The 12,227-nt window shown below is 65.4% G+C and carries 11 protein-coding genes and 1 pseudogene; 7 read left to right on the top strand and 5 right to left on the bottom strand.

All coding sequences use genetic code 11. The features are described from left to right. The 5 genes and pseudogenes from ACIQ3B_RS16555 to glk all read left to right on the top strand — a co-directional run. Nucleotides 1-109, top strand: a pseudogene (locus tag ACIQ3B_RS16555) (IS630 family transposase); the annotation flags it as partial. A 44-nt stretch (nt 110-153) separates the two neighbouring features. Further along, nucleotides 154-1,617, top strand: a complete 1,464-nt coding sequence (gene zwf, locus ACIQ3B_RS16560; protein ID WP_397404523.1) for a glucose-6-phosphate dehydrogenase — start codon at nt 154-156, stop codon at nt 1,615-1,617. A gap of 6 nt (nt 1,618-1,623) precedes the next feature. Then, nucleotides 1,624-2,280: a 6-phosphogluconolactonase gene (pgl, locus tag ACIQ3B_RS16565; protein WP_397404525.1), complete on the top strand. Its 657-nt coding sequence runs from the start codon at nt 1,624-1,626 to the stop codon at nt 2,278-2,280. A gap of 4 nt (nt 2,281-2,284) precedes the next feature. Then, a complete protein-coding gene (gene edd, locus ACIQ3B_RS16570) occupies nt 2,285-4,099 on the top strand; it encodes a phosphogluconate dehydratase (protein ID WP_397404527.1) in 1,815 nt (604 codons plus the stop codon). Beyond that, nucleotides 4,096-5,064 carry a glucokinase gene (gene glk, locus ACIQ3B_RS16575; protein WP_397404529.1) on the top strand — a complete coding sequence of 323 codons (969 nt, stop codon included), beginning with the start codon at nt 4,096-4,098 and terminating at the stop codon, nt 5,062-5,064. The genes edd and glk overlap by 4 nt, the downstream gene beginning before the upstream one ends. An 88-nt stretch (nt 5,065-5,152) precedes the next feature. On the opposite strand, the gene ACIQ3B_RS16580 is transcribed toward glk, so the two are convergent. The 5 genes from ACIQ3B_RS16580 to ACIQ3B_RS16600 form a co-directional block, all read right to left on the bottom strand. After that, nucleotides 5,153-6,112, bottom strand: a complete 960-nt coding sequence (locus tag ACIQ3B_RS16580) for an NAD(P)/FAD-dependent oxidoreductase (protein ID WP_397404530.1) — start codon at nt 6,110-6,112, stop codon at nt 5,153-5,155. 96 nt (nt 6,113-6,208) lie between these two features. Beyond that, nucleotides 6,209-7,732 carry a cryptochrome/photolyase family protein gene (locus tag ACIQ3B_RS16585; protein ID WP_397404541.1) on the bottom strand — a complete coding sequence of 508 codons (1,524 nt, stop codon included), beginning with the start codon at nt 7,730-7,732 and terminating at the stop codon, nt 6,209-6,211. After that, nucleotides 7,729-7,902, bottom strand: a complete 174-nt coding sequence (locus ACIQ3B_RS16590; RefSeq protein ID WP_397404532.1) for a DUF2256 domain-containing protein — start codon at nt 7,900-7,902, stop codon at nt 7,729-7,731. The genes ACIQ3B_RS16585 and ACIQ3B_RS16590 overlap by 4 nt, the downstream gene beginning before the upstream one ends. 345 nt (nt 7,903-8,247) lie before the next feature. Further along, nucleotides 8,248-9,030, bottom strand: coding sequence for an enoyl-CoA hydratase/isomerase family protein (locus tag ACIQ3B_RS16595; protein WP_397404534.1), 783 nt, complete (start codon nt 9,028-9,030; stop codon nt 8,248-8,250). Then, nucleotides 9,027-10,193 carry an acyl-CoA dehydrogenase family protein gene (locus tag ACIQ3B_RS16600; protein WP_397404536.1) on the bottom strand — a complete coding sequence of 389 codons (1,167 nt, stop codon included), beginning with the start codon at nt 10,191-10,193 and terminating at the stop codon, nt 9,027-9,029. The genes ACIQ3B_RS16595 and ACIQ3B_RS16600 overlap by 4 nt, the downstream gene beginning before the upstream one ends. A gap of 75 nt (nt 10,194-10,268) precedes the next feature. Between ACIQ3B_RS16600 and ACIQ3B_RS16605 the strand changes: the two genes are divergently transcribed. Continuing rightward, nucleotides 10,269-11,486 carry a CaiB/BaiF CoA transferase family protein gene (locus ACIQ3B_RS16605; protein WP_397404538.1) on the top strand — a complete coding sequence of 406 codons (1,218 nt, stop codon included), beginning with the start codon at nt 10,269-10,271 and terminating at the stop codon, nt 11,484-11,486. An 8-nt stretch (nt 11,487-11,494) separates the two neighbouring features. Next, complete coding sequence (locus ACIQ3B_RS16610; protein WP_397404540.1) at nt 11,495-12,046, top strand: hypothetical protein; 552 nt, start codon at nt 11,495-11,497, stop codon at nt 12,044-12,046. Nucleotides 12,047-12,227: the final 181 nt, after the last annotated feature.

Consider the following 12,227-nt stretch of genomic DNA (forward strand, 5'->3'; position numbering starts at 1 on the left):
CGCCCGAACCTTCGATGCCCTCTGGCAAGCCGTCGGCAGCATCTGCGACCTCTACGATCCCGATGAATGCTGGAATTTCTTCAAGGCCGCCGGATATACGTCACATTAAACGCACGATGCTCTAGCCCCGTACTCGCTTGAGGAACCCAATCCATGCCCAAGACGCCGCAGGCTGATGCGATCGTGCTGTTCGGCGGTACGGGCGACCTGGCGCGCCGCATGCTTCTGGCGTCGCTGTACTTCCTGGATGCCGACGGCTTCCTGCCGGACGGGTTCAGAATCGTGGCGACGGCCCGTGCGGCCATGACCCGTGAGGCGTTTGTGGCGCTGGCGCACAAGACGCTCTCCGACCGTCCCGAGGGCATAACCGACGAGGTTTGGAGCCGTTTCTCCGCACGCCTCGACTATGTGGGCGCCGACGCCACCACTATTGAGGGCGCCACCCGGATCAAGGCCGCGTTGGGCGAGGCGACACGGCCCTTCTTCTATCTGGCGATCTCGCCCAGCCTGTTCGAGCGCGTGTGCGCGGCGCTATCGGGGGCCGGCCTGGCGACGCCTGCCTCACGCATTGTGCTGGAGAAACCCATCGGGCGCGATCTGGCTACCTCGCGCCACATGAACACGGCGCTGAGCGAGATCTTCGACGAAGACCAGATCTTCCGGATCGATCACTACCTGGGCAAGGAGACTGTCCAGAACCTGATCGCACTACGCTTCGCCAACACCCTGTTCGAGCCGCTGTGGAACAATCTGACCATCGACCACGTACAGATCACCGTGGCCGAGACCGAGGGCGTCGGCGAGCGTTGGCCCTACTACGATGAGTACGGCGCGCTGCGCGACATGCTGCAGAACCACATGCTGCAACTTCTTTGTCTGGTGGCCATGGAGCCTCCCGCCGACATGGAGCCTGACAGCGTGCGCAACGAGAAGGTCAAGGTGCTTAAGTCTCTGCGGCGCTTCACCCGCGTGGAGGCGCAGGAAAAGTCGGTTCGGGGCCAGTACACCCCGGGCGTCGTCGTCGGCAAAACCGCCGCCGGCTATGAGGCCGAACGTGGCCAGGCCAGCGACACCGAGACCTTCGTGGCCTTGCGCGCCGACATCGACAACTGGCGTTGGGCCGGCGTGCCGTTCTTCCTGCGCACGGGCAAACGCATGCCGGAAAAGCGTACCCAGATCGCCATCCAGTTCAAGCCGGTGCCGCACTCGATCTTCGGACAGGCGTCAATTCATGACCTGGTCGCAAACCGCCTGATCATCGACCTGCAACCCGATGAGGACATCCGTCTCAGCCTGATGAACAAGGCGCCCGGCCTCAGCCAGGGCGGCATGCGCATGCAGTCCCTGCCGCTGTCGCTCAGCCTGCTGCGCACCTACGAGGGTGCGGGCGGACGGCGACGGATCGCCTATGAGCGTTTGTTGCTGGACGTGATCCACGGCGACGCCACCCTGTTCGTCCGCCGCGACGAGGTGGATGAGGCATGGCGCTGGGTCGACGGCGTCGCCGACGCCTGGGCCGACGCACATATGACACCCAAGCCCTATGCGGCCGGCAGTTGGGGGCCGCAGGATGCGTTTGCCCTCATCGCGCGGTTTGGCCGGGCGTGGTCGGATTGAACTGAAATGCTCGAGCGCTTTCTCGCGTCCGATGAGATGTCGGTAGTGACCGCTGAGGTCATCGGGACAGCCTTGTCCGATGCTGTCGCCAGCCGGGGAATTGCATCACTGGTCGCCACCGGCGGACGATCCCCCGGGGCAATCTATGACCGTCTCAACCTCGCCGACGTGGACTGGCCCCGGATCGCCGTAACGCTATCCGACGACCGCTCTGTGAGCGAGGATCACCCCGACTCCAACGCCCGCCTGGTGCGCTCTCGGCTACTGAAGGGTCGCGCCGCGGCGGCGCGGTTCCTGCCGCTGTGGCCAGACTCCGACGCCGCGGCTCTGCGGTCACTCATGCCCTTCGACGTTGTCATGCTGGGCATGGGCGAGGACGGCCACATCGCCTCGCTGATCCCTGGCGACCCTGGCCTTGAGGACGGTCTGAACACCGACGAATTCCTTCGCGACGTGCCCGCTGGCCTGGGTAACCCCCCGCTGGCGCGGATAACCCTTACGCTCACGGCAATCCTGAATTCACGCGCCATCTTCCTCTTGATCGCCGGTGAGCCTAAGCGCGAGGTGATTGCGCGTGCGATGGCCGGTGAGGACCTGCCCGTCGCTCGCCTGATCAAGCAGGCTGGCGATCGCCTGCGCATCTTCTGGACGCCCGGAGCCTGAGACCATGCATTCCGTCACCGCCGAGGTTACCGCCCGCATCGTTGAACGCAGCCGCGAGACCCGCGCCGACTATCTGGAACGCATGGACGCCGCGCGTCAGGCCGGGCCGGGCCGAGGCAAGCTGTCCTGCGCCAACTGGGCCCATGCCTTCGCCGCCTCGCCCGACGGCGACAAGCAGCAGATGCGCAATCCAACCGCGCCCAACATCGCCATCGTCTCTGCCTACAACGACATGCTCTCGGCCCATCAGCCCTATGAGCGGTTCCCCGAGATACTGCGTCAGGCGGCCCGAGAAGTCGGCGCTACCGCCCAGTACGCCGGCGGCGTACCCGCCATGTGCGACGGGGTGACCCAGGGCCGGCCCGGCATGGAGCTGTCGCTGTTCTCCCGTGACGTGATCGCCATGGCGACGGCGGTGGCGCTGACCCATGACGCCTTCGACGCTTCTGTATTGTTGGGTATTTGTGACAAGATCGTGCCCGGCCTGTTTATCGGCGCCGCCGCCTTCGGACATCTGCCGGCGATCTTTGTGCCGTCCGGGCCGATGACCTCAGGCATCTCCAACGCCGAGAAGGCCCGGGTGCGGGGTCTCTACGCCGAGGGCAAGGCCACGCGCGACGAGTTGCTCGACTCCGAAATGAAGTCCTACCACGGCCCCGGCACCTGTACCTTCTACGGTACTGCCAACACCAACCAGATGATGATGGAGCTGACGGGGCTGCACCTGCCCGGCGCCGCCTTCGTATCGCCCAACACCCCGCTGCGTGACGCCCTTACCGCCGCTGCGCCGAAGCGGGCCGTCGCGATCCGGGACGGTAGCAATGATTACACGCCGTTTTCGGCGGTGGTGGATGCAAAGAGTATCGTCAACGCCATCGCAGGCCTCATGGCGACCGGCGGGTCGACCAACCACACCCTTCACATCCTGGCGATGGCGCGGGCGGCCGGGATCCTGGTCACGTGGGAAGACTTCGACGATCTGAGCCGGGTGACGCCCCTGATCGCCAAGGTCTATCCCAACGGCGCGGAAGACGTGAACGCCTTTCATGCGGCCGGCGGGATGAGCTTTGTGACCCGCACCCTGCTGGATGCAGGCCTTGTCCACGACGATGTGCGCACGGTCGCCGGTGCGGGCCTGCGCCGCTACACCCAGGAACCCTTCCTCGACGGCGGCAAACTGGTCTGGCGCGACGGGCCCGTGGCCAGCCTCAACCGCGACATTCTCAGACCCGTCGACGATCCCTTCCAGCCCGAAGGGGGCATGCGGCTGATGACCGGCCCGCTGGGTCGGGGCGTGATCAAGACCTCCGCCGTGAAACCCGAGCACCGGATCATTGAGGCGCCCGCCCTTGTGTTCGACGATCAGGACGACCTGCTGGCGGCCCATGGGCGTGGCGAGCTCAACCGCGACTTCATCGCCGTAGTCCGGTTCCAGGGCCCCCGCGCCAACGGAATGCCGGAACTTCATTCTCTTTCGCCCCCGCTTGGCGTTCAACTCGACAAGGGGTTCAAGGTGGCCCTGGTCACGGACGGCCGCATGTCAGGCGCCAGCGGCAAGGTGCCGGCTGCGATCCATATGACCCCGGAGGCCTCGGTCGGCGGGCCGTTGGCCTATATCCGCAATGGCGACATCCTGCGTCTCGACGCCGAGGGCGGAACGCTCGACATCCAGATCGACCTGCGAGAACTGATGAGCCGCGAACGCGCGGTAGCGCCGCGCCCGGCTTCCGGCTATGGCCGCGAGCTCTTTGGCTGGATGCGCCGCGCGGCGGGTCCGGCGAACACCGGCGCATGTGCGCTGTTCGAGGACGCCTTATGAAATCCCAATGGGTCGGCCTGGTCGGCGACGTGGGCGGTACCAATGCGCGCTTCGCGCTGGTCGACGCGCAGGGCCATGTTCGCCATCCGCGAATCTATACGTGCCGTCAGTACGCAAGCCTGGCCGATGTGATCATCGAATACATCAATACGACCGCCGGCCGGAAATGCCCGCCGCGCGCTGTCATCGCGGTGGCTGGACCTGTGCTGGACGGCGAGATCGAGTTCACCAACCTCGACTGGGTGGTGTCCGAGGGTGATCTGGTGGCCCAGTTCGAGTTTGAAGCCATCTCACTGATCAACGACTTCGCCGCCCAGGCTCTGGGGTGTCCGCAACTTGAGGGGCTAGACCTCAGACAGCTGGGCCCGGCGGTTCCCAGAAGCCACCTTTGCCCTGTGCTGGCGCTCGGCGCCGGGACGGGCTTTGGCGTCGCAGCCCTGGCCCGGAGCGAACGCGGCGACATCACCATCCCCACCGAGGGCGGCCACTCCGGTTTCGCGCCCTGCGACGAGGTCGAGGTCGAAGTCTGGCGCCGCCTGCAGGCCCAGCACGGCCGGGTCTCCATCGAGCGCGTCCTCTCCGGCCAGGGGCTCTATGACCTCTACTGCGCCCTGGCGGACATGCAGGGCAAACCCGCCGCGCTTGCAGACGAGATGGCGGTAACCACCGAGGGTCTGGTGGGCGATGTCCTGGCCGCCGAAACCCTGGACCGGTTCTGCGGCATCCTGGGTGGCGTCGCTGGCAACCTGGCCCTGACCTTCGGCGCGCGTGGCGGCGTCTACGTCTCGGGCGGCATCGCCCCGCGCATCGCCGACCGCATGGCCAAGGGCGCCTTCCGCGCCCGCTTCGAGGACAAGGGCCGGCTGTCAGACTATGTGAAGGCCATTCCGACCTACCTTGTCGTACACCCCTACCCCGCCATCATCGGCGCCGCGCGGAAGCTGGAACAGATGGAGCGGCTGTAGGCGGTGGATCCTGATCGCCGGTTCCGATGAAGACCCGTAAACCGAACTCTGGCGCTTCTGCAATGATGGAAGGCCGACCTTGCGCGGATCAGGCAACGGAACCGATGGCCGACGTGGCGATCTGCTCAGCCAACATCGTTCCAGACTTCCAGGCCGCCTCAACCCGGGCGCCGATAAACCAGTCGCCGCATAGGCCAAGCCGACGGTCGGCGTCCCAAACGGCGCCGGAGCCTTCCACGCCAGAGCGCGCATACCGCCATCGATGGGTACTGCAGGCGATGGGTGGCGGCAGCGTCAATTCCAGCTGCGCCGAAAGCGCTGCGGACAGTTCGATGGCAACCCAGTCCGGGTCATCCTCGAGATGCTGCCTTGACCAGTCCGGTGTCGCCTGAAGGACCCATGCCTCGGGTCCGGTCCGACCGGGCTTGGAATTGTTCCGGGCCGCCCACCCAAGCACGTCGGTTTCCGCTCCACGCCAGCAGTTCCGCAGGGTCGGCAAGGCGTCGCCAAACGCCAGCATCACCGTCCAGCACGGCGCCGCAGGCGTGGCCCGGGCCCGCGCCGCGAGGTCCGGTCTCACCGGCCCAACGAGCTCTGCCGCCTGCTCTGCCGGCAGCGCCAGGACCACTGCATCCACCTCGAGCGACGACCCGGTTTGCGTGACAAGGCGCCAGCCCTCGGCAATCGGCGCCAGCCCGATGACCTGGGCTCCCCATTCTACGGCAAAAGGCTTCGCCATCTGACGGATGGGAGCATTCATCCCGGGCACGCCGACGAAAGCATCCTCGCCCGCGACAATCCATGGCGCGACACATCCTGCCGCGATCAGGCCGTCCACCCTGGCTTTAAAACCAGGATCGCGAGCGGTGAAATACTGGGCCCCGTGATCGAATGTCGCCTCGCCTGCGCTGGTCGCAATCCGGCGGGTGGACATTCGGCCGCCAGGGCCGCGGCCCTTGTCCAGCAAGGTGACCACTTGCCCCTGTCCCGCCAGTCCCTCGGCGCACGCCAGGCCAGCCATTCCGGCGCCCACAATCGCAATATGCATGTTTACCTGCCGCTGAACCGCGCCGAGGCGCGCTCTGTCCCACGATAGGATTTACGACCGAATGAACGGCGCGGCGTGATGTCCGCGGATCTCCCGCTATTCAAGCCCATCGAGAAACTCCGCAGCCTCGACGAGGATCGCCGCCTGGCGTTCCGCCGTCCACCCCGCAAGCGTACGATACGGCATAGCGAGCCTCGGATTGTTTGAAAGACGGTCTTTCTGCCGAATGAGAAACGCCCAGTAGAGATAGTTGAAGGGGCATGCGTTCGGGCCTGTCTTCTGTTTGACGTCGTAGGCGCAGCCCGAACAGAAGTCCGACATTCGATCGATGTAGGCCCCCGATGCGGCGTAGGGCTTGGAAGCCATCTGGCCGCCATCCGCAAACACCGCCATTCCCAGCGTGTTCGGCATCTCAACCCATTCGAAGGCGTCAGCGTAGACCGCTAGATACCAGCGCTCGATTTCACGAGGAGAGACGCCCGCCAGCAGGGCGAAATTGCCTGTCACCATGAGACGTTGAATGTGGTGCGAGTAGGCATGGCGCGCAGTATCGCTGACGGCCTCGCGCAGGCAGCGCATGGACGTGTCACCGGTCCAATAGAAGGCCGGAAGCCGGCGCGTCGCCTGGAGGGCGTTTCGCTCACCGTACTCGGGCATCAAGCTCCAGTAGACGCCTCGCACATATTCCCGCCAGCCCAGGATCTGCCGGACAAACCCCTCAACCGCGTTCAATGCGGCAGAACCAGACCGCCAGGCGCCTTCAGCGGCCGCGCAGACCTCCCGGGGCGAAAGCAGGCCAAGGTTCAGGGCCGGGGCGAGAAGCGAGTGGAAAAGGAAAGGCGCGCCTGCCCTCATGGCATCCTGGTAGTCGCCGAAGCGCGGCAGGCCCACGTCGATGAAGTCGTTCAAGGCCCGCAGTGCATCCTGCCGGCTGACAGGCCAGCCGAAGTCTTCGATCCCTCCGAAGTGATCGCTGAAGCGTTGCTCTACCAGTTCGATCACAGCCTGCGTGGTCTCATCGGGCGGGAACCGTAGCCGGGGGGGGAGGGGGGTCGATGCGGGCAAAGGCTTGCGGTTTTCCGCATCAAAGTTCCATGCGCCGCCCGCCGGTTTGTCCCCCTCCATCAAGATGGCGTGCTCGCGCCGCATTTCGCGATAAAAATGCTCCATACGCCATCCACGACGCCCTTGCGCCCAGGCCGCGAAACGGGTGCGGCTTGCAAAGAAGCGGTCATCGGAGCGAACTTCGACCGGCAGGCCGGTTAATGCGGCCCAGCCCTCGACCATCTTGAGCACCCGCCACTCCCCGGGCTCGGTCACCATCACGCGGTCCGGCGTGTGCCGGGCTACGGCGCGTCGCATCTCGGTTGTGAGGTCGCCGGTGTTGTCGGGGTCCTCCAGCGTCACGTAGTCAACCGTGACCCCCGTCTGACGCAGTTCATCCGCAAAATGGCGCATGGCGGATAACACCAGCACGATCTTCTGCTTATGATGCTGGACGTAGGTGTTTTCCTCCATCACCTCCATCATCAGCACGATGTCACGTTCGGGATCGAGACCGACGAGCGCCGAGATGCCGAGGGACAGCTGATCCCCAAGAATGACCCTCAGACTGCTCATTGCGATCCCTGGAGCGGCTTTGAGAGCGGTGCGCCGACGCTCCGACAGCGTTGTGAACAGTACTTCACGTTTGCCCAGTCCCTCGCCCACTTCTTGCGCCAGTTGAACGGTCGACCGCAGGCGACGCAGGGCTTGGCCGGAAGGTCGGACTTTGATCGCATCTTGGCCATATGGCTAATATGTCCATCCCCAGGTGATCGGCGACGTAGACGATGTCAGGTGCATTTGTCCGGTCATCACTTCTTCGCCCGCTGAGCCAAAACCCATCGCATGGTCGCTTGTAGCGCCGGGCGCAGCCCGAGATACGCCAGATGTGCTCGGACCCACAGTAGAGGCCGGGTCGACGCCAGGGCGGCGAGCGGACGCAGGCGCGGCGGCCCCCGGAAACCGGGACCCTGAACGACCGACTAGAGTCGACAGCGGTCCCAAATTCCGGGGCGGAAAGCGACCGTTCGATGCGTTGATCGCGCGGGCGTTCAGCCGGAGCAAGACGTCAGATTCTATGCTCTGGAGACCTATCGCCAGGCGAAGTCCCCGCTGCGACGCTCTGCCACCGACTTCACGCCCTCGGCAAAATCATCCGTCGCCCGCAGAGCTGTCTGCTGGATATGCTCGTGGCCGGTCTGGGCGCGAACCGCCGCCGCCAGCTCGCCGCGCATGGTCCGGCGTGTGGCCAGCAAGGCCAGGGGCGCATTATCCGCAATTTCCGCCGCCAGTTGAAGGGCCCCTTCGCGCAGATCTTCCAGCGGCACCACCTCGTCCACCAGACCCCAGGGCTTGCCCTCATCAGCCTTCACCCGCCGCCCGCTGAGGAACATCAGCGAGGCGCGGTGCGCCCCGATCACCCGCGGCAGGGTGTGAGTGAGGCCGAAGCCGGGGTGGAAGCCCAGCTTCACGAAGTTGGCGGCGAACTTGGCGTCCGGAGACGCCACCCGGAAATCCGCCACCATGGCCAGTCCCAGCCCCGCGCCCACCGCCGCGCCCTGAACGGCCGCCACGATGGTGGTCTCGATGGAGAACAGCCGCACGGCCTGTTCATAGAGCGCCGAAATCCCGTCCATGCCGCCGGCCACGCTATCGCCCGGCGTGGTGAAATCGGCCCCGGCGCAGAAGTTCTTACCGTCGGCCTGCAGCACGATGGCCCGCGCCTGGCGGCCGGCGTCGACCGCCTCCATGCAGTCGGCAAGGTCGCTCATCATCTCGACGGAGACGTGGTTGTTCGGCGGGCGGCTGAAGGTCACCACCGCCACATGGCCCACGATCGCGACCGTTACGTTCTCGCCCCAGGTGCTCTTCATCGTCTCGTCCCCAACAGGTTTCTCGCCACCACCCACTTATGCACTTCGGTGGGGCCGTCATAGATTCTCATGGTCCGGAGCTTGGCCTGCATCAGTTGCAGGGGCAGCTCCTTGGTCATGCCCATGGCGCCGAACGCCTGCATGGCGCGGTCCACGGTTTCATAGGCCATCTCGGTGGCGAACCATTTGATCATGCTGATCTCGGAACGCACATCGCGGCCATTGTCCTGCTTCCAGGCGCAGTCGTAGGTCATCAGGCGGGCGGCATGGATCTTGGTCGCCGCTTCCGCCACCCAGAACTGGATCGCCTGACGTTCCGACAGCGGCAGGCCGAAGGTTTTCCGCTGCGGCGCATATTCGATCACCATGTCCAGCGCGCGCTGGGCCATGCCGACCGACCATGCCGCCATCTGGATCCGCCGGGTGCCAAGCCGCACCTGCATCGGTGCAAACCCGGACCCTTCCTGACCCAGCAGCTTCCAGCCCTCGACCCGGCAGTCCTCCAGGGCGATCTCGTAGCTGTACTGTCCGCCCAGCATCGGGATGCGGCGCAGGATGTTGAAGCCCGGCGTGTCGCGATCCACCAGAAACGCCGACATCCCGCCCCGCGCGCCCTTCACCTTGTCGGTGACCGCCATCAGGATGGTGAAGTCGGACTCTGCGGCGCGTGTGATCCAGATTTTCCGGCCGTTGATCACCCAGTCGTCGCCGTCGCGGACAGCGTATGTGGTCATCCCGGCGGGGTCAGAGCCTGCACCCGGCTCGGAAATCCCGATCGCGGAACTGATCTTGCCTGCCACATAGGGCGCCAGATAGGCGTCGCGCTGACGATCGTTCACTGTGGCCATCAGCATCCGCAGGTTCGGGCTGTCTGGCGGGAGCGTGTAGGGCGTCATGCAGCGCCCCATCTCCTCCTCGACGCCGACCATGGCCAGCATCGGCAGGTCCGAACCGCCCACATCCTCTGGTGCATCCAGCCCGAACAGGCCGAGTTCGTGGGCGCGGGCGTCGAGGCGGGCGTGTTCGGCGGCGCCGATGGTCAGCCCCCGGCCCTCGGCCTCGCTGGCCATCACGGCGGCTTCCAGCGGCATCAGCTCGTCGCGGACGAACTTCTGCACCAGGTCCTTGAGCATGCGATGCTCTTCGGCGAGTTCGAAGTCCACTGGCTTCCCCTAACGCGTCAATTGTTGTTGTAGAGAACCCTTATAGCGACGCGACGACAACAGGGGAGGCATGACGTGGCGACAACCCGGACACTGGCCGACAAACCAACGGGACCGCTGTCGGGCATCCGCATCCTGGACCTGACCAGCGTGGTCAACGGCGCATACGGCACCCAGATCCTCGCCGACCAGGGCGCCGACGTCATCAAGGTCGAGGATCCCGGATCCGGTCGCGGTGATGGCGGCGATATCATGCGTTGGGCCGGCCACCTGCCCGAGGGCGCGCCGCGCGGCATGGGCCCCATCTTCCTGACCATAAACCGCAACAAGCGATCGATCCTCATCAACATGAAGTCCGAGCCGGGCAAGAAGGCGCTGGCCAGGTTGATCCGCAGTTGCGACGTGCTGACCACCTCGGTCCGCTACGACGGCATGACCCGGCTGGGCCTCAGCTACGAGGACGTGGCCGCCATCAAGCCCGACATCATCTATGTCCACGCCGCCGGTTATGGCTCGGACGGCCCCTATGCGGGCGAGCCGGCCTATGACGACCTGATCCAGTCCGCCTCGGGTATGGCCGACATCCTGCCGCGCACCGATGGCAATCCGATCCCGCGTATCCTGCCGACGCTGGTGGCCGACAAGGTCTCGGGCCTGTTCTTCTCCCAGGCCGTCACCGCCGCCCTGCTGCACAAGGCGCGCACCGGCGAGGGCCAGTTCGTCGAGGTGCCGATGCTGGAGTGCGTCACCAGCTTCCTGCTGGTCGAACATCTCTACGATCACACCTTCCAGCCGCCGACCGGTCAGTGGGGCTATCAGCGGGTGATCAACCCCAATCGCAAGCCCTTCGCCACCAAGGACGGCTACATCGGCCTGCTGCCCTATACCGACAAGCAGTGGGACCAGTTCTTCGACGCCGCCGGTGTTGGCGAGGCCGTCAAGACCGACCCGCGCTTCGCCGACTACGCCACCCGCGCCAAACACACCGTCGAGCTCTACGGCATGATCGAGACGGCGGCGGCCACCAAGACCACCCAGGAGTGGCTGGATATCCTCAAGCCCCTGTCGATCCCGGTGGTGAAGACCAATACCCTGGACGACCTGGACCACGACCCGCACCTGAACGCCGTCGGCTTCTTCGAGACCTATGACCACCCGCAGGTCGGCGCCTACCGCCAGATCAAGCCGCCGGTGAAGTTCTCCAAGTCCCCCAGCAACATCCGTCGCCACCCCCCGATGCTGGGCGAACACACCGACGAGATCCTTGCCGAGATCGGCGGGGAAGAGGGCTGAGTGATCCTGTGCGCGTCGTCATCATCGGCAGTTCCGGTTCGGGCAAGTCCACGTTTGGTCATCGGCTGAGCGGGGCCTGCGACCTGGCGCGTGTCGAACTGGATGCGCTCAACTGGGCGCCCGGCTGGGTGGATCGCTCGAAGACGGATTTCGAGGACTTCGTGCGCCGGGTCGAAGCCGCCATCGCGGGCGAGCGCTGGGTGACCGACGGCAACTATCGCGAAGCCATGACGCGCATCCTGCCTCGCGCCACCCACCTGATCTGGCTGGACTACTCGCGGGCCGTGGTGATGCGCCGGGTGATCCAGCGCAGTTTTGTGCGCGCCGTCGGCCAGCAGGAGCTGTGGCCGGGAACTGGTAACCGCGAGGACTTCCGGCGCTGGCTGAGCAAGGAGCATCCCATCCGCTGGGCCTGGGACACCTACAACCGTCGCCGCCTGCAATATGAAGCCCTGTTCGCCGAGCCCCGGCTTGCCGCCGTCTCGAAGCATCGCCTTCGCCACCCCCGCGAGGCCGAACCCCTCATCGCCAGATTGGCGGCCGACTCGCTCCTGGGCTGAATCCGCCCGCGTGGCCCGGGTCACACCGGCAGAGAATTGGAAACACCTTGACGTTAGAGCGGTTTCCCTACGCTGTGAATCGGGAGGGATTCCCAAATCAGTGATGGAGTGATTCAAGCTGCATGCTGGTGAAGGAGGCCGGCATGCATGGGTCATCCTCTGTCATGTGATCTTCGGGATC

The organism is Phenylobacterium sp., assembly GCF_044358365.1.
Taxonomy (GTDB): Bacteria; Pseudomonadota; Alphaproteobacteria; order Caulobacterales; family Caulobacteraceae; genus Phenylobacterium.